Annotated in this window: 18 protein-coding genes and 1 tRNA gene; 11 read left to right on the forward strand and 8 right to left on the reverse strand. The window is 61.1% G+C overall.

Annotated features, from left to right (window positions below):
- Nucleotides 1-39: 39 nt before the first annotated feature.
- The 3 genes from F7R19_RS04025 (at nucleotide 40) to F7R19_RS04035 (ending at nucleotide 1643) form a co-directional block, all read left to right on the forward strand.
- Entirely contained in the window at nucleotides 40-588 is a 549-nt protein-coding gene (locus F7R19_RS04025) for a hypothetical protein (protein ID WP_150979432.1), read from the forward strand.
- A gap of 102 nt (nucleotides 589-690) precedes the next feature.
- A complete protein-coding gene (locus F7R19_RS04030; protein ID WP_150979433.1) occupies nucleotides 691-936 on the forward strand; it encodes a hypothetical protein in 246 nt (81 codons plus the stop codon).
- 476 nt (nucleotides 937-1412) lie between these two features.
- Entirely contained in the window at nucleotides 1413-1643 is a 231-nt protein-coding gene (locus F7R19_RS04035) for a major capsid protein (RefSeq protein WP_170292553.1), read from the forward strand.
- A gap of 832 nt (nucleotides 1644-2475) precedes the next feature.
- Here the strand turns inward: F7R19_RS04035 and F7R19_RS04040 are convergent.
- Nucleotides 2476-2736, reverse strand: coding sequence for a hypothetical protein (locus F7R19_RS04040; protein WP_150979435.1), 261 nt, complete (start codon nucleotides 2734-2736; stop codon nucleotides 2476-2478).
- A 127-nt stretch (nucleotides 2737-2863) separates the two neighbouring features.
- On the opposite strand from F7R19_RS04040, the gene F7R19_RS04045 reads away from it, so the two are divergent.
- The 5 genes from F7R19_RS04045 (at nucleotide 2864) to F7R19_RS04065 (ending at nucleotide 6323) form a co-directional block, all read left to right on the forward strand.
- A complete protein-coding gene (locus F7R19_RS04045) occupies nucleotides 2864-3196 on the forward strand; it encodes a hypothetical protein (protein WP_150979436.1) in 333 nt (110 codons plus the stop codon).
- Nucleotides 3196-3495: a DUF2523 domain-containing protein gene (locus F7R19_RS04050; protein ID WP_150979437.1), complete on the forward strand. Its 300-nt coding sequence runs from the start codon at nucleotides 3196-3198 to the stop codon at nucleotides 3493-3495. Before F7R19_RS04045 ends, F7R19_RS04050 begins: the two co-directional genes overlap by 1 nt.
- Nucleotides 3492-4655, forward strand: coding sequence for a zonular occludens toxin domain-containing protein (locus F7R19_RS04055; RefSeq protein WP_150979438.1), 1164 nt, complete (start codon nucleotides 3492-3494; stop codon nucleotides 4653-4655). Before F7R19_RS04050 ends, F7R19_RS04055 begins: the two co-directional genes overlap by 4 nt.
- A gap of 505 nt (nucleotides 4656-5160) precedes the next feature.
- Nucleotides 5161-6036 (forward strand): rolling circle replication-associated protein, encoded by an 876-nt coding sequence (locus tag F7R19_RS04060; protein WP_150979439.1) that lies wholly within the window; start codon nucleotides 5161-5163, stop codon nucleotides 6034-6036.
- A 29-nt stretch (nucleotides 6037-6065) separates the two neighbouring features.
- A complete protein-coding gene (locus F7R19_RS04065) occupies nucleotides 6066-6323 on the forward strand; it encodes a hypothetical protein (protein WP_150979440.1) in 258 nt (85 codons plus the stop codon).
- On the opposite strand, the gene F7R19_RS04070 is transcribed toward F7R19_RS04065, so the two are convergent.
- The 4 genes from F7R19_RS04070 to F7R19_RS04085 all read right to left on the reverse strand — a co-directional run bounded on the left by F7R19_RS04070 (nucleotide 6320) and on the right by F7R19_RS04085 (nucleotide 10077).
- Complete coding sequence (locus F7R19_RS04070) at nucleotides 6320-6910, reverse strand: recombinase family protein (protein WP_150979441.1); 591 nt, start codon at nucleotides 6908-6910, stop codon at nucleotides 6320-6322. The two genes, F7R19_RS04065 and F7R19_RS04070, sit on opposite strands and share 4 nt — an antisense overlap.
- Before the next feature lie 186 nt (nucleotides 6911-7096).
- Nucleotides 7097-7186: transfer RNA gene (locus tag F7R19_RS04075), tRNA-Ser, on the reverse strand.
- Between the two features lie 83 nt (nucleotides 7187-7269).
- Nucleotides 7270-8577: a serine--tRNA ligase gene (gene serS, locus F7R19_RS04080; protein WP_150979442.1), complete on the reverse strand. Its 1308-nt coding sequence runs from the start codon at nucleotides 8575-8577 to the stop codon at nucleotides 7270-7272.
- A 126-nt stretch (nucleotides 8578-8703) separates the two neighbouring features.
- Complete coding sequence (locus tag F7R19_RS04085; RefSeq protein ID WP_150979443.1) at nucleotides 8704-10077, reverse strand: replication-associated recombination protein A; 1374 nt, start codon at nucleotides 10075-10077, stop codon at nucleotides 8704-8706.
- A 220-nt stretch (nucleotides 10078-10297) separates the two neighbouring features.
- On the opposite strand from F7R19_RS04085, the gene F7R19_RS04090 reads away from it, so the two are divergent.
- Both F7R19_RS04090 and F7R19_RS29655 read left to right on the forward strand, forming a co-directional pair.
- Complete coding sequence (locus tag F7R19_RS04090; RefSeq protein WP_150979444.1) at nucleotides 10298-10981, forward strand: hypothetical protein; 684 nt, start codon at nucleotides 10298-10300, stop codon at nucleotides 10979-10981.
- 206 nt (nucleotides 10982-11187) lie between these two features.
- Nucleotides 11188-11355, forward strand: a complete 168-nt coding sequence (locus tag F7R19_RS29655; RefSeq protein ID WP_167585503.1) for a hypothetical protein — start codon at nucleotides 11188-11190, stop codon at nucleotides 11353-11355.
- Here F7R19_RS29655 and F7R19_RS04095 read toward each other — a convergent pair.
- The 3 genes from F7R19_RS04095 to F7R19_RS04105 all read right to left on the reverse strand — a co-directional run bounded on the left by F7R19_RS04095 (nucleotide 11352) and on the right by F7R19_RS04105 (nucleotide 14895).
- On the reverse strand, nucleotides 11352-11777 hold the full coding sequence (locus F7R19_RS04095) for a hypothetical protein (RefSeq protein ID WP_150979445.1): 426 nt from the start codon (nucleotides 11775-11777) through the stop codon (nucleotides 11352-11354). The genes F7R19_RS29655 and F7R19_RS04095 overlap by 4 nt on opposite strands.
- A gap of 18 nt (nucleotides 11778-11795) precedes the next feature.
- Nucleotides 11796-12431 (reverse strand): outer membrane lipoprotein chaperone LolA, encoded by a 636-nt coding sequence (gene lolA / locus F7R19_RS04100; RefSeq protein ID WP_061957556.1) that lies wholly within the window; start codon nucleotides 12429-12431, stop codon nucleotides 11796-11798.
- A gap of 133 nt (nucleotides 12432-12564) precedes the next feature.
- Nucleotides 12565-14895, reverse strand: a complete 2331-nt coding sequence (locus F7R19_RS04105; protein ID WP_150979446.1) for a DNA translocase FtsK — start codon at nucleotides 14893-14895, stop codon at nucleotides 12565-12567.
- Between the two features lie 181 nt (nucleotides 14896-15076).
- Between F7R19_RS04105 and trxB the strand changes: the two genes are divergently transcribed.
- Nucleotides 15077-16030 (forward strand): thioredoxin-disulfide reductase, encoded by a 954-nt coding sequence (gene trxB / locus F7R19_RS04110; RefSeq protein ID WP_061957554.1) that lies wholly within the window; start codon nucleotides 15077-15079, stop codon nucleotides 16028-16030.
- Nucleotides 16031-16077: the final 47 nt, after the last annotated feature.

Below are 16077 nucleotides of genomic sequence, written 5' to 3' on the forward strand. Positions count from 1 at the left end.
GCCGGAAAGACGGCCAATTTTTCGTTTACGGGATAGGTCATGGCATTAGAAGACGTTCGCTCCGGGCTGGTCATTGCCGCGCAAACCGTTGGCGGTGTCTCGGCGCTGGTGGTCCTTACTGGTATCGGCATCAAGGTGCGTCAGTGGCAAACGCGGGCCATTGGGAATGCTGACCCCGCACCTGCCCGTGAAGACTGGATGTTGACCGATGCGGAGATTGACGATGCGACAGGTGAAGGGGCAAGCGTCGCGGAGTTGATTGAGATTGGGCGCGACAGGCTGGCGGATTTTGAGGATCAGCAAGCTGAGTTGATGTCCTTGGTTGAGGCACTGAACAGCGCCCTGCTCTACATGGTCACGGTGGCCGATGACCCGACGCAAGGTATTGCCGGGTTGGAGATCGACAACATTCAGTGGCGGATTCAAGCGGTGACGGAACGGCTGGATCTGCGTGAGGAAATTCTGAGCAACACGGTCGACATTGTTCAGCGGCTCAACACGGCGATTTCTGAAGCTGAGGGCGGTGACGCTGAGTACTTAGTGACCCTGCTGCCGATTGTTCCGGAGGGCACAAGTGATGTGGCTTAGCGTGATGGCGTGTTTCAGCGTGACGGCGGCGGAACGGCTCGCGCAACGCCGGTTTAAGCGAACCCTGTATCTGCGCTATCGCGCGGCGCTGGAGGGCTGATCGTGACGGTGTGTGTCCAGGCGGATGCGAGTGGCGTGCTGACGGTGATGGTGCCGCAACCGGCTGACACGTCGACATGTGCCTACGTGCTGCAAAGCGGTCCGGAAGTGAAAGCAAATCCATTCGCGCTGTCGGTCGAGGATGGTACGCAAGTGGGCTGGGGAATCGTGGCGGTATGGGTAGCGGCGTGGGCTGGCCGCATGCTGATCAAGGCGCTGAGCAACGGTGATGAGGTGCAAGCGGAGTGAACGGGGACGACACCTCTCCCCTGCAAGCCCCGCTCGGATCGTAGCGTCTGGATTTTCAAATTCAAACGTAGTTTGGATTTGGAAACGCAGATGCGGAGTGCACCACGGAAGTGTGGTGGAAACCGTATCTCTCACTGGTCGTAGCTCGCGGCTTGTGGGTATGTGGGCAGGTCGCGTGCCTGTGGGCAAGTTGGGTGCGGTTTGGGGAAAACGCGCTTTTTGTTTTCCCAAACCGTGCCCGGCTTGTCCACAGGTGGAAAGCGACGAACCCCGAAGGGGCTGTCCACATATCCACATGCCCTACAGCATCCGCCCTGGCTGATTGTGTGAAGGGCGTGAGCGTAGAGGATTCAGGTAAGCAAACGGGGTCATGTTTGCTTACCTGAATGCTCGTAGCGGGAGTCACTACGGGCGTTCTTTCGGGCTGGTGCCCAAAGCTGGCGGGGGCGATCCCGCACCGTATCTGGAGAAATCTCATGATCTCGAAGCGTCTGAATCTGCGTGCTCGTCTGAAGGCTGCTGCAAACCGTGGCGCCGTCGTTGCGGCCGGTATGGCTGCTACCACTGGTGTTGCTCTGGCTGAAGTCGATGCCAAGGTGTCGTCCGGTCTGACCACTGCTGCAACGGACATTGGTGCCGTGGCTGCACTGGTGACGTTGGTCGTGCTGGCCATCAAGGTCGGCAAGTGGATCAACCGCGCGCTGTAATCGCGGGCCACGGGCATCAGTAACGCGGGGAGCTTCGGCTCCCCTTTTACTTCAAGCGTCACGTGTGACACGAAACTAGGGAGTGGGAAATGGGGTTCTGGATCGTGGTGGCACTGCTCGGCGCGGCCTTCATTATTTTCACGGCATGATCAGACGGGTGATTGCATATGGCTTCCTACTTCTCAATCTCTCGGGCTGCGCGGCACTGGATACGGCTCCGGCTGGTTCCTGTGCTACTGGCTATAGCCATTGCGTTTGGCCTGAGTACGGTTTCTGATCAGGCGCGTGCCGATGCTCCCGTTAGTGGGTTGGTGTTTTCTGCTTGTTCGACTCTATCGACATCGTGTCCATGGGCCAGGACGGCAGACGAGTTGTGCGTAGTTCCAAAGATCGCGGTGGTTCAGCCTTTGGTGACAACGGTGACCAGTGTAAGCGGAGCATTTTGCTACTACAAAAAGTCTGATAACACTACCGGCACGTTGCAGATGTCCTCGCAAGCTCGTTGCGCGGATGGTTCGATACCCGTGAGTGGTCCTACGAATTCGCAGTGTGGTACGCCTGCGCCAACGTGCCCCGCCAAGGGTCAGACATCGAGCGCGAATTACTACACCGTCGTGAGCGATTTACAACTTGGTTACAGCCTCGATTTCTGCATTCCGATGACTGGGACGTCTGGCGGATGCGGTATGACTGCCTCGGGCCGCGCTGGTGGTCTTAACAAGAACAGCGGTAAGTGGGAATACCAGTTCATGGGGCCGTTGACGACAACAGGTCAGGTATGCACTGGGAACGGGATTGGCGTCACGAACCCAAAGACTGACACCGAAGCCCCTCAGAAGTGCGATAAGACGGCCGGCATGTGCACGGGTACGGTGAACGGGGTTGAGGTGTGCTTGAAGTGCGCGCAGACGGATACGGCAAACACGCAAACGAAGACGACCACGAACCCGGATGGCTCGACGTCGCAGACCACGACAAACACGACTACTACGGTCAATAACAGCAACGTTACGACGACCACCACCACGACGACCACGACGACGCCGGCCGGGGGTGGTACGCCGACCACCAGCACGAAGACGGATTCGACCACAGAGTCTAAGGACAGCTACTGTCAGCGCAACCCGAACGATCAGGCGTGTAAGTCGACGTCTAGTCTGTCTGGCGGTACAGATTGCGTAACGCCTCCCACGTGCAACGGTGATGCGATTCAGTGTGCGATGGTCGATCAGCAATGGCGCACGCGGTGTCTCTTTGACAAACAGTCGACGCTGTCCGATTTGGGGAATTCCGTCACAAGTGGCAATGATCCGGATGCCGGGAAACATCCCCAGCTCGAAGCCAATCGCACGGTCGTAGACATGTCGACGCGTATCGATAGCACCCCGTTTCTGACCGGTGGCGGCGCTCTGCAAGATCAGGTGATGCCTGTGAATGGGCGCACGGTGACTATCCCGCTCTCGAAGCTCAATCAGTACTTGGTGATTGTCGGAAACATCTTTGTGGCTATTGCGCTGATCGGTGCGGCCAAGATCGTTACAGGGGGTGCGTGATGCCGCTTTTTATTGCCGCGCTGATCGGCGGGCTTATCCAGGCTGCGGGGTCGATGGTCGGTCGCGTGCTGATCTCTCTTGGGATTGGGTATGTCACCTACTCCGGTGTTTCGGTGTTGCTCAACGCGTTGAAGGCGCAGGTGATCAACAGCTTCTCCGGCCTGCCTGCGGTGGCCATTCAGGTGTTAAGCATGATGAAGGTGGACGTGTGCCTGAACATTCTGTTTAGCGCGCTTGCAGCTCGGCTGCTGGTGAAGGGACTTACGTCGGATCGATTCACGCGGATGGTGCTGAAATGACAACGGCGGTCGTCAATCTTGTCACGGGGCTCCAAGGTGCGAGCAAAACGCTGTACACGCTCTCCACTGTTAAGGACATCGCAGAGAAAGAAGGGCGGCAAGTCTACTACCACGGTATCAATGATTTGAAGTTGCCGTGGACTCTGTTGGAGAAGCCGGAAGACTGGCCCAAGGTGCCTAACGGCTCCATTGTGGTCATCGATGAGGCGCAGCAGTGTTATCGCTCGCGGCCGGCCGGTGCTGCTGTTCCTGCGCATGTATCGGCACTGGAAACGCTTCGGCATAAGGGCATCACGCTGTGGCTGATCACACAGCATCCGATGCTGCTTGATAACCATGTGCGTCGGTTGTGCGGGCGTCACCTGCATCTGATTCGGCGGTTTGGTGGCCAGTCAGCAAACGTGCATGAGTTCAACGCAGTTCGTGAAGGCGTGGACAAGCCCGGTGGCCGCAAGGATTCCATCCAGACCGTATTCAAGTTTCCGAAAGCGAATTTTTCGCTCTACAAATCGGCTGAGGTCCATACGGTTAAGCGCAGCATTCCGAAGCGTGCGTTCGTACTGCTGTTGCTGCCGGTTGCGCTCGGTGGTATCGGCTGGATTCTCTACAAAAATTTCTACGGGAATCGCGGAGCGTCGGAAACTGTGACAGCGTCTGCAAGGGTCGGTGAAATGCCTTCGGGTGGGTCAGCCGCGGGGAATGTGGATGGCGGTCACGTGAAGACGGCTGAGGAGTACATAGCAGGCTATCAGCCGCGCATTCCCGGCCTCGATTACACGGCGCCTGTGTATGACAAGTTGACTGAGCCTAAGCGCGTTCCGGTGCCTGCCGCTTGCGTGACGGGCAAAAACCACTGCCAGTGCTACACGCAGCAAGGAACGAAGCTCCAGGTCAAGGCAGATCAATGCGCGCAGATCGTCCGTGACGGCTTTTTTATGGCGTTCGACCCAGACGGTGAGAAGCCCGCTATGGCCGCTGTGGCCGCAACCCCTGCACCCTCCCCTTCCCCTGCACCAATGGCGACGCCTGAGCCCGCTCCGGTTCAGCCACAGGTGGTTGTGGTGAACGATCTGGGGCGTAGTGGTCGTGCACGGTCTGCGATGGAACTGGATGCGTTTGGTGACGACGACACGGTGACTAAGCGTTTGGTACGTAGATAAGCGTGACGTGTGACGAGAATTGGAGGGGAAACGATGGATGCTGTGCCGGAGTGGGTTGCGTTGGTGGGGATTCCGCCGTGGGATGGGGAGTGGGAAGCGCCTCGATATCGGGCGCTGGTGCATGGGAGCGGGCTTGGATGCTTTCGAGCTGAAGCGATTTGGATGCTGGGTGGGTTGATGGCGGCGTGGTAGTAGGATCGCGACGCAATTTAGTTTCACGATCGAGGGCGGATCTGTGGCAAGAAATTGCGAGAAATGGGTGCGGCGGTTGTATCGCCGCGATGGGCAGGAAAGGCGGTGGTGAAGCTCAGAAGTGGCACAGGGCGTCATGGCGGCGACAGGCCGAAGGCCGGCGCCGCCGGGGCGCGCGAAGCGCGCCTACTTGTATCAATAACACTTAAGAAACAGAGGTACGCGGCGGCGTAACGCAGGGCAAAGAAAAAGCCCGGCAACAGCGGCAACTGTTCCGGGCGTGATCCATAACTCAACTTGATAGGGATTTGCTATGGACAACGCAATGGTAGGCGATGAGCGGCCGGTTGGGAAGGTCTATTCGGAAGGCATCACGGTGCGCGTGCGACGATTCGGAAATGGCCAGGTGGAAATTAACGGGTTCCCCTCAACGGCGTGGCATCGAATCAACGATGTCCGCCTGCTGCCAAAGCGTACTGAGACGGTACGCGGTGAGTCGGAACATAAGGAACGAAACGAGGAAATCTCGGTGCGCCGCGCTACACAACAGATTCGCGTGCGTTGCAAACAGGTCAACGCTGACACGATGTTGACCCTCAACACGCGGGAGAACATTCAGGATATGGATGACTTCTACCCGCTCTGCAAAGAGTTTTTCCGGCGCATGCGGAAGCATGGCGATTTTCACTATGTAGCGGTGCCTGAGCGCCAAAAACGGGGCGCATGGCATTTGCATATTGCCTGCCAAGGCAAAGTCGCCCGTAGGCTCGTTATCGCGGTCTGGCTGCGTGTTGTTGGCGGCAAGGGTAACGGGTATTGCCACATCAGCAATCCGGGGCGTTCTGAATCGCAGGCACGCAACGGCAAACGTTGGGAGCCGCATCGGCTGGCCGCCTATATCTCGAAGTACATCAGCAAAGATATTTCCGGGCGTGAGCTGAACGACAAGCGCTATTGGACGTCCCGGGGCATCGTGGTGCCTGAGCGTGAGACGTGGGGCACGTGGATGGACTATCCGTCGATGTACGACGCCACATTGCCTGTGCTGAAGTACCTGCAGGGTGCTGCGGGCATCGATGACTTGGTGTCGTACATCAGCGTAAAGAACGGATCATTTTGGTTTGCGACGGGGCCTAGGTTCGTTGGCCCACAGGCGCAGCCTTTCCTTGAGGAAACCGAAGGGAATTAACGCAACGTGTGACGTAAAAAACTTCGACTATGAAAGATACCAATGATCGCCGAACAGGTGAGCTTGTACCGGTGAAGCGAAAGCGCGGCCGTCCGGTGTCCGGCAGTGCGATGACTCCGGCAGAACGGCAGGCCGCGTACAGGGCGCGTAACGGGCTGGTGCCCGTTACTGTCGAGTTGCCTGCTGAACTGGTTGATGAGCTGAACGAATACCTGCGTTTTAAAGACACCACGCGAAACGCTGTGTTTGAGAAGCTGCTGCGCACGCAGTTACTGCGGAAGCGTTAGGCGGCATCTAGCAGGCTCGGCTGCAATCGTTCGTGGTGGCGCTTAATTGCACGTTTGATGCTTGAAATATGAGTGCCGTACTGGCGGGCTAGTGCGGACTTGGTGTGTTTGCCCGTGAACCATAGGCGTAATGCCTCGGCTTCGTCTGCCTCACTCATTGCTGTAGGTCGTCCCATCTTTACGCCGCGTCGGGCTGCGGCGGCCATTCCTACCTTCGTGCGCTCTCGTATTAGCTCCCGTTCAAATTCAGCGAACGCGCCTACGATTTGGAAGATCATCCGCCCTGCTGGCGATCGCGTGTCGATGTGTTCGGTCAGACTGCGGAACTGCGCGCCTGTCGCCTCGATACGTTCGATGATGATGAGTAGGTCTTTCAGTGACCGTGCGATGCGGTCTAGTTTGTAGACGACGACGGTGTCTCCCTGGCTGATCGTGTTGAGCATTTCCTCAAGCACTGGCCGCTTCGATGCGCTGCCTCCCGAACGCTTTTCGGAAAAAATAAAACCGACGCCTGCTTCTCGCAGTGCGTCGGTTTGTGCGTGTGTTTCTTGTTCCTGTGTGCTGACTCTGGCGTATCCGACTAACATGCTGCTTCGATCATTGTTGTTGTGTGGAACAACGTATGTCGGGCAGTGTGTAGTAGTTCGCGTACCCCGCTAAGGACGGGCTTCGTAGAAAAACAAAACCGACGCGTGTTTGCACAGGCGTCGGCTTGAGATTTACTACGTTGTTTCTGTCTGCCGGTGGTTGAATCCGACGGCAGAGTTTTGTTATGGCGGAGAGGGTGGGATTCGAACCCACGGTACCGTTGCCGGTACGCCTGATTTCGAGTCAGGTACATTCGACCACTCTGCCACCTCTCCGGTAACTTGGTCGTCGCGTTGGCGGCGAAACCAAGATTATAGGGACATTGCCATGCCGAGCGCAAGTCCCTGCGCAACAATTTTTATGCTTCCGGTTCCAGGCGCGTGGCGCCGCCCATGTACGGCTGCAGCGCCTTGGGGACGTTGAGCGATCCGTCGGCGTTCTGGTAGTTTTCCAGGATCGCCACCAGCGTGCGGCCGACCGCCAGTCCGGAGCCGTTCAGCGTGTGCACCAGTTCCGGCTTGCCTTGTCCGGCCCGCGAGCGCGCCTGCATGCGACGCGCCTGAAAATCGCCCATGTTGGAGCACGAGCTGATTTCGCGGTAGGTGTTCTGCGCCGGAATCCACACTTCGATGTCGTAGGTCTTGGTGCTGCCAAAGCCCATGTCGCCGGTGCACAGGACCACCGTGCGGAACGGCAACTCAAGCTTTTTCAGGATGGCTTCGGCGTGGCCAGTCATGTGCTCCAGCGCGTCCATCGACTGATCGGCGGGCACCACCTGCACCATCTCGACCTTGTCGAACTGATGCTGGCGAATCATGCCGCGCGTGTCCTTGCCGTACGACCCCGCCTCCGAGCGGAAACACGGCGTATGCGCAACGAAGCGCAGCGGCAGCTTGTCAGCCGAGACGATCGCATCGCGGACGATATTGGTCAGCGGCACTTCGGCCGTCGGAATCAGGTAGAAATTCTCGATGGCGTCCTGGCCGTCCTCGCCGCCAACCTTGCGCGGCACCTTGAACAGATCGTCCTCGAATTTGGGCAACTGCCCCGTGCCGCGCATCGATGCCGCGTTCACGATGTACGGCACGTACATCTCGGTATAGCCGTGCTCCAGCGTGTGCGTGTCCACCATCAACTGGACCAGCGCGCGATGCATGCGCGCCACGCCTCCACGCAGGAAGGCAAAGCGCGAGCCGGTCACCTTCGAGGCGGTCTCGAAGTCGAGGCCGAGTTTTGCGCCGACGTCGACGTGATCCTTGACTTCGAAATCGAAGCTGCGCGGCGTACCGATGCGACGCACTTCGACGTTCTGGGTTTCGTCCTTGCCCACCGGCACGCTTTCGTGCGGCAGATTGGGAATCGACATCATCGCGTCAGCGATCTGGTCCTGGATTTCCGCCAGGCGCACGGCGGACGCCTTCAGCGTGTCGCCAATGCCAGCCACCTCGGCCATGGGCGCCGAGGCGTCTTCGCCCTTGCCCTTAAGCATGCCGATCTGCTTGGACAGCGTGTTGCGGCGGGCCTGCAGGTCCTCGGTCTGCGTCTGCAGTTGCTTGCGTTCGGCCTCCAGGGCCTGGAACGTCGCCACGTCAAGTTGGAATCCGCGCGTGGCGAGGCGTTGGGCCACGGCGTCGATGTCTTTGCGGAGCAGCTGGATGTCGAGCATGTTGCAATCGGTGTGCATTACCGGCGACATGCCGGCGAACGCGACATTTTACTGCACCGGCATCACCGCACGGTGCCGAATCTGCCCCGATTTCGGCGGCTTTTCCGCCGATCGGGCCGATTTGTCTCAGCTCTGGTCGCCCTTGGGGCCCCTGTCGGACTTTGCCGCCGGCTTGTCGCGCTCGTTGTGCGCACGATGCCACGCGTCGTCGAGATCGCGCAGATGCCTGAGCTTGTCGCCGATCTTGCCCTCCAGGCCCCGCGGCGTGGGCTGGTACCAGTCCTGCCGGCGCAGATCATCGGGCAGATAGTGTTCGCCAGCGGCATAGGCCTCGGGTTCATCGTGCGCATAGCGATACGCATGTCCGTAGCCCAGTTCCTTCATCAGCCGGGTGGGCGCATTGCGCAAATGCACTGGGACGGCACGCGACTTGTCCTTCGCGACGAAAGCGCGCGCAGCGTTGTACGCGTTGTAGCCGGCGTTGGACTTCGGCGCCACCGCCAGATAGATCAGCGCCTGCGCCAGCGCCAGTTCGCCTTCGGGCGAGCCCAGGCGCTCGTACGTTTCCGCGGCGTCCAGCGTGATACGTGCGGCGCGGGGATCGGCCAGGCCGATATCTTCCCAGGCCATCCGCACGATGCGGCGCGCCAGATAGCGCGGATCTGCGCCGCCGTCGAGCATGCGGCAGAACCAGTAGAGCGCGCCATCGGGATCGGATCCGCGCACCGACTTGTGCAACGCGCTGATCTGGTCGTAGAACGCATCGCCGCCCTTGTCGAAACGGCGCAGGTTTTCCGACAACGCGCTGCCGAGTAACGCGGTATCGATTGCCTGCGCCCCGGCATTGCGCGCGGCGCGCACCACGATCTCAATGTTGTTCAGCAGCTTGCGACCGTCGCCGTCGGCCGAACCAACGATCAGGCCCATCGCCTCGTCGTCCCACGTCACGCCGCCAAGTTCCTGACTGGCGCGCAGCACGAGCTGTTTCAGTTCGCTGTCGTCCAGGCTCTTGAGCACGTAGACCGCCGCGCGTGACAGCAATGCACCGTTGACTTCGAACGAGGGGTTTTCGGTGGTCGCGCCAATAAAGACGAACAGGCCGCTTTCGACGTGCGGCAGGAAGGCATCCTGCTGACTCTTGTTGAAGCGATGCACCTCGTCCACGAACACCAGCGTGCGGCGGCCATGGGCGCGGAATTGCTCGGCGCGCTCGACGGCTTCGCGGATATCCTTGACGCCCGACAGCACTGCGGACAGCGCAATGAATTCCGCGTCGAAGGCATCGGCCATCAGGCGCGCCAGCGTGGTCTTTCCCACGCCTGGCGGGCCCCACAGAATCATCGAATGTGGCTCGCCCGACTCGAACGCAACCCGCAGCGGTCTACCGGCGCCCAGCAGGTGCTGCTGGCCAATCACCTCGTCAATATTGCGCGGGCGCAGGCGTTCCGCGAGCGGCTGCCGGGAACGGTCAGGGGAGTCGGAGAACAGCGAATCCGCCACGATGCAAAAACCTTTCGATTGACACGGCCGCCAGCGTGGCGGCGCAACGCCACAGTGTAGACGATCCTGCGCAGGCGAATTTTTGTGGCGCGCCCTAAAGTCCGATCCGGCGATGCCGATAACACCCAATGGCCAGCGCCCCAAGCGGCGCGGCAAGCTGGGCGCCGGCATGGGACCGGCGACTATCGCGGGGCAATATTTTCGATACTCGGGGATTTGTATGCTGCGTTACCGCATGCTGATGTTCAAGGTGAACCGGCTGGCGAACAAGAACAAGCTCAACGGCGTGGAAGAGATTTCGCTGGCGGGCCAGTTCACCGAGCTGATCGCATCGCAGGAAGACGCCGACCGCGTCATTACCGACCTGTTCGACCATGAAAACGCCCATGTGCGGCGCGTCGGGCTGTCCGCGATTCGCCGCACGCGCCGCTTTGGTGGGCGCCTGCTACTGCCGGCGCTGCTACGACGCATGGTCGATGCAGAAGGCTGGATTCGTCACGACGCCGTGTGGATCCTGCAGGAAGCGTCCCTCGATGGCGCCGAACTGCGCGCCGCGCTGCGGCGCGTGGCTGGCAATGTCCGCCTGCCCCAGGACGCTGTGCGCGCCAAGCAGAATCCCGCCGACGGTCATCTGCATGCCGCAGTGCGGGCGCGCCAGTATCTCGACGTGCTGATCGCGAAGTCGGCGGCCGCTCACAATGCGGCGCTGGCCGCGGGCGGCGGTTTGCCCGGCGCGACGGATGGCAAGCCGTATGCCCAGGATTCGGTCGGACATATCGGTGCGGTGCATCGCCAATTGCAGCGCAAAATCGCCGGGCGCAAGCTCAAGAGCAGCACGAAGCTCACCTTCCGCAAGGTAGAGTCGCGCTACGCTGAAAACGACAACCGCCGCTTCCTGCTCTGATCGCGGCAACTATTGGCAGCTGCGCTGGCCATTCCGGCAATTGCCAATGCAGTTGCCAGTCCGCCGGCGCGCAAAATGCTGCGCCGCCTCAATGAGCAATTTCTGACCGGATCTGAATTCTTTCGAAACAGGGAATCAGCAGACAGCGTGCGCTTACCATGGCGAAACAGTCGGCACCGCGCCGGCACGTTACAAGGATATCCGCCATGGCCATCACGACCCGCATGCGCAAGAAGAAGCAATACAAGAAAGCCGTGCTGAAGCTGCGCGCAGCGATCAAGCGTGGCGATGACGAAGCCATCCGCATCCGGCGCGAAAAACTACAGGCCCTGCCCAAGCCGCGCCAACGCTACGCACGCGAGTCGATGGCCTAGCCCTTGGCGCGGTCGACGAGCGCTTTCACGGCGTCGGCCGGTAACGGACCATGGCAACTACGCTCGCCGCCTGCCTGCCCCACGATCAGCCAGACTTTGTCCGATGCGCCGGTGGGATGGAAAACCCATGCGGGTCCGCGCGCGCTATTGCTGGCCGGCAGGTCTTCGAGCACGCCGTTGTGCGGCGATTGCAGCAAGGTCGCGCAGTCATTCTGGGCGATGCGCGTTGCCTTGAGGAAATCGGTATTGCCCAGCACTTCAGGCAACGCCGTATCGGACCCGCGCAGGAACGCGTCAACATCGAAATGGCTGGCCTGGCTGTGCGCGCATGCCGAAAGCGCCAGCGCCACGGCCAGCGCGCCGGAGGGCAGTGCCAGACGGCGCAGCGCTGCGTTATCGAAGCGGACAGGGACGTGTTTCATGTCGAATCCTTGGGCGTCTTATTGCTTCACCACGTCGGCGCCCTTCGGCACCGCGAAGCGGAATGCGTCCGCCGGCAGCGAGGGGTTCTTCTGGATGCCCGAAAAGGTCAGCATCGTGGTGTTGCCAAACGCGTCGCGTAATTCCATGGCTTCGAGATTGCCGCCCTTGAAGCCGATGCCGATCCGTTCGAATTGCGTGTCCTTGGCCTTGGGCGTCAATTCAAGCCACTCTACGCCATCACGCGCAGCACCGTTCTTCACGTCGAAGTTGCGGCTGAGGTCATTGCTGCCGAACAGGATGGCGGCGGGGCTCGACCCCAACGCGCCGTCGAGCTTGCGCTCGGTAACCTGGTTCAGATCCTTGTCGTAGATATAGAGCGTCTGGCCGTCGGCCTGCAGCAGCTGGTCGTAAGGCTTGGTATAGCGCCACGTGAATTTGCCCGGGCGCGCGAACGAGAACGTGCCGCTGGACGTGCCAGCCACCTTGGCGTCGGCGCCCTGGCCCTTGATCTGCTTCTGCGTGAATTCACCGCGCGCCGATTTCACGCTGGTGACGAAGGTCTGCAATTGATCTGTGGCGGCGGCCTGGGCGGCCGGCACGGCGGCCAGCAACGCCAGCGCCGCGCACAGCGGCGCAAGAATGCGATGTCGCATGGAAATCAATTCCTTACTGAGTCGTCAACGACCGGTTAGAGAGCGTCACAGGGGTGCGAATTCCGCCCGAAGCTGTGACGACGGTAACGGTATATTACCCGTCACATCCATATGCCGCGCAATGGGACGAATCTCAATCGTCGCCTACGGCGCTCCCGGCCGGCACCAGAATATCGCGGTTGCCGTTGCCAGACATGGCCGACACCAATCCGGCTTTTTCCATGTCTTCGAGCAGTCGCGCCGCGCGGTTGTAGCCGATACGCAGATGGCGCTGCACCAGCGAGATCGACGCGCGGCGATTCTTGATGACCACTTCGACGGCCTGGTCGTATAGCGGATCGGACTCGGCACCGCCGCCACCGATCCCTGCGCCGCCGCCCAGGCTGTCGCCCGCGCCGTCGCCGTCCACCAGGCCACCTTCGAGAATGCCCTCGATATAGTTTGCTTCGCCGCTTTCCTTGAGCTTCTCGACCACGCGGTGCACTTCATCGTCCGATACGAACGCGCCGTGCACGCGTATTGGCAGACCGGTGCCCGGCGCCAGATAGAGCATGTCACCCATGCCCAGCAGCGCCTCGGCGCCCTGCTGGTCCAGGATCGTGCGCGAATCGATCTTGCTGCTGACCTGGAAGGCAATCCGGGTCGGCACGTTGGCTTTGATCAGGCCCGTGATCACGTCGACCGACGGCCGCTGCGTCGCCAACACCAGATGCAGGCCGGCGGCGCGCGCCTTCTGTGCGATCCGGGCGATCAGTTCCTCGACCTTCTTGCCGACGACCATCATCAGGTCGGCCAGTTCGTCGATGACGATCACGATCACCGGCAGTTTTTCCAGCGGCTCGGGCGCGTCGGGAGTCAGGCTGAACGGATTCGGGATCTTTTCTTCCCTGGCCGCCGCTTCGTCGATCTTCTTGTTGTAGCCGGTCAGATTACGCACGCCCAGCTTGCTCATGAGCTTGTAGCGGCGCTCCATTTCGCCGACGGCCCAGTTCAGCGCATTGCCGGCCTGGCGCATGTCGGTCACCACCGGGCACAACAGGTGCGGGATGCCTTCGTAGACGCTCATTTCGAGCATCTTCGGATCGATGAGGATCAGGCGCACCTGGTCGGCCTTGGCCTTGTACAGCAGCGACAGGATCATGGCGTTGATGCCCACCGACTTGCCGGAGCCGGTGGTGCCGGCCACCATGCAGTGCGGCATCTTGGCCAGGTCGGCCACCATCGGCTTGCCGGCGATGTCCTTGCCGAGCGCCATGGTCAGATTCGACGCGCTTTCGTTGTAGACCTGCGAGCCGAGGATTTCGCCGAGCCGCACGGTCTGGCGCTTCGGATTCGGCAGTTCCAGGCCCATGTAGTTCTTGCCGGGAATCGTCTCGACCACGCGGATCGACACCAGCGACAGGCTGCGCGCCAGGTCGCGCGCCAGATTCACCACCTGGCTGCCCTTGACGCCAGTAGCGGGCTCGATTTCGTAGCGCGTGATGACGGGGCCGGGATAGGCGGCCACCACCTTCACTTCCACGCCAAAGTCCTTGAGTTTCTTCTCGATCAGACGCGACGTGTATTCGAGGGTTTCGGCGCTGACGGTTTCCTGGTGCGCGGGCACGGGATCGAGCAGCGACAGCGGCGGCAGATCGGAATCCTGGATGTCGGCAAACAGCGGCTGCTGCTTTTCGCGTTCCACGCGCTCATGCTTGGGCACGGCCTGCGGACGCACGATCTGCACCGGCGCGGCCTCTTCCTGCCGTACGCGCTGCACTTCGACGGTCTCGGTGCGCTCCACCTTGGCGGCGGCGCCGATGATGCGGTCCTGCTTTTTCTCGCGACGCGCCTTGAAGCCCGCGAACAGCATTTCGACCATGCCGCCGACCTGCTCGGCCACCGTAAGCCACGAGAAGTGGAAGAACAGGGACAGGCCGATCGCAAACATCAGCAGCAACAGCAACGTGGCACCCGAGAAACCAAGCGCCATCTGCAGCCAGCCGCCGAGCAGGTCGCCCAGCACACCGCCGGGCGCGCGCGGCAGCGCGGCGCGCAGCGGATACATGCGGATCGCCTCCAGGCCCATGCTCGACACCAGCGTCAGCGCAAACCCGATCCAGCTCACCGCGGCGCCATGGTGCTGCGCTTCAGGCACGCGCTCGGGCAGTTCGGCGGTCAGCACCCGCCAGCCGCGCCAGCAACGCCGCATCAGCAGCACGCTCCACCAATAGGCGGAAAAACCGAAGATGAAGAACAGCACGTCGGCCACCCAGGCGCCCACGCGGCCGCCCAGATTGTGGATATCGGCCACCTGGCTGGCGTGCGACCAACCGGGATCGGCCTTGGAATAGCTGGCCAGCACACACAGGAAGCCAAGCGTCACGGCGAGCAACAGGAACCAGCGCACCTCGCCAAGCAGCTTGCCGATGCGCGAGGGAAGTGCCGACGGGTCGGTCCGGGTAGTCGTGGTAGCGCGAGCCATGCGTTAGTGTCTGTTCGATCGTGCGGAGTGGACGATGGCGGCCATTTTAACCTTGTGCGGGACTATCGCCCTCATTGGAATTTGCAACAGTCGGCAATCGCCGCGCCACTTATAATGGCGGTTTCGAGTGACACCGGCGCGACCGCCGCACCGGCTCACTTGTCGCCTACAGGAATGCATCATGTCTGCAAAACACGCAAAAGTGCTGATTCTCGGGTCCGGCCCGGCTGGTTATACCGCCGCCGTCTACGCGGCCCGCGCCAACCTGAATCCGGTGCTGATCACCGGTCTGGCCCAGGGCGGCCAGCTGATGACCACGACCGACGTGGAAAACTGGCCCGCTGACGCTAACGGCGTGCAGGGCCCAGATTTGATGCAGCGTTTCCTGGCGCACGCGGAGCGCTTCAATACCGAAATCATCTTCGATCACATCCACACCGCGAAACTGACCGAAAAACCGATCCGGCTGATCGGCGATTCGGGCGAGTACACCTGCGATGCGCTGATCATCGCCACCGGTGCGTCGGCCCAGTATCTCGGGCTGCCGTCGGAGGAAAGCTTCATGGGCCGCGGCGTGTCGGCCTGCGCCACCTGCGACGGTTTCTTCTACAAGAACCAGGAAGTGGCCGTGATTGGCGGTGGCAACACGGCCGTGGAAGAAGCGCTTTATCTGTCGCACATCGCCAGCAAGGTCACCGTGATCCATCGCCGCGACAAGTTCCGCGCCGAGCCGATCCTGGTCGACCGCCTGCTGCAGCGCGTGAAGGAAGGCCGCGTGGAACTGCGCTACGACCATACGCTCGATGAAGTGCTGGGCGACCAGTCGGGCGTGACCGGCGTGCGCATCCGCAGCACCAAGGACGCCAACGCAACCGAGGACCTGAAACTGGCCGGCGTGTTCGTGGCGATCGGCCACAAGCCCAACACCGACCTGTTCGAAGGCCAGTTGGAGATGAACAACGGCTATATCGTGACGAAGAGTGGCCTGTCGGGCGACGCAACGGCCACCAATATCCCCGGCGTGTTCGCGGCCGGCGATGTGCAGGATCACGTCTACCGCCAGGCCATCACCAGCGCCGGCACGGGCTGCATGGCGGCGCTGGACGCCCAGCGCTACGTCGAAGCGCTGAAGTAACCGCGCCGCTTCGGATTGCCTGATCGGGGACGCCCGCGCTGCCGCGG

The organism is Cupriavidus pauculus (genome assembly GCF_008801835.1).
GTDB lineage: Bacteria > Pseudomonadota > Gammaproteobacteria > Burkholderiales > Burkholderiaceae > Cupriavidus > Cupriavidus pauculus.

Coding starts and splice junctions, on each gene's coding strand:
- F7R19_RS04025 (WP_150979432.1), top strand. CDS start 40: ATGGCATTAGAAGACGTTCGCTCCGGGCTGGTCATTGCCGCGCAAACC.
- trxB (WP_061957554.1), top strand. CDS start 15,077: ATGTCTGCAAAACACGCAAAAGTGCTGATTCTCGGGTCCGGCCCGGCT.
- F7R19_RS04055 (WP_150979438.1), top strand. CDS start 3,492: ATGACAACGGCGGTCGTCAATCTTGTCACGGGGCTCCAAGGTGCGAGC.
- F7R19_RS04045 (WP_150979436.1), top strand. CDS start 2,864: ATGGTCGATCAGCAATGGCGCACGCGGTGTCTCTTTGACAAACAGTCG.
- serS (WP_150979442.1), bottom strand. CDS start 8,577: ATGCTCGACATCCAGCTGCTCCGCAAAGACATCGACGCCGTGGCCCAA.
- F7R19_RS04070 (WP_150979441.1), bottom strand. CDS start 6,910: ATGTTAGTCGGATACGCCAGAGTCAGCACACAGGAACAAGAAACACAC.
- F7R19_RS04065 (WP_150979440.1), top strand. CDS start 6,066: ATGAAAGATACCAATGATCGCCGAACAGGTGAGCTTGTACCGGTGAAG.
- F7R19_RS04095 (WP_150979445.1), bottom strand. CDS start 11,777: ATGAAACACGTCCCTGTCCGCTTCGATAACGCAGCGCTGCGCCGTCTG.
- F7R19_RS04035 (WP_170292553.1), top strand. CDS start 1,413: ATGATCTCGAAGCGTCTGAATCTGCGTGCTCGTCTGAAGGCTGCTGCA.
- F7R19_RS29655 (WP_167585503.1), top strand. CDS start 11,188: ATGGCCATCACGACCCGCATGCGCAAGAAGAAGCAATACAAGAAAGCC.
- F7R19_RS04105 (WP_150979446.1), bottom strand. CDS start 14,895: ATGGCTCGCGCTACCACGACTACCCGGACCGACCCGTCGGCACTTCCC.
- F7R19_RS04050 (WP_150979437.1), top strand. CDS start 3,196: ATGCCGCTTTTTATTGCCGCGCTGATCGGCGGGCTTATCCAGGCTGCG.
- F7R19_RS04060 (WP_150979439.1), top strand. CDS start 5,161: ATGGACAACGCAATGGTAGGCGATGAGCGGCCGGTTGGGAAGGTCTAT.
- lolA (WP_061957556.1), bottom strand. CDS start 12,431: ATGCGACATCGCATTCTTGCGCCGCTGTGCGCGGCGCTGGCGTTGCTG.
- F7R19_RS04090 (WP_150979444.1), top strand. CDS start 10,298: ATGCTGCGTTACCGCATGCTGATGTTCAAGGTGAACCGGCTGGCGAAC.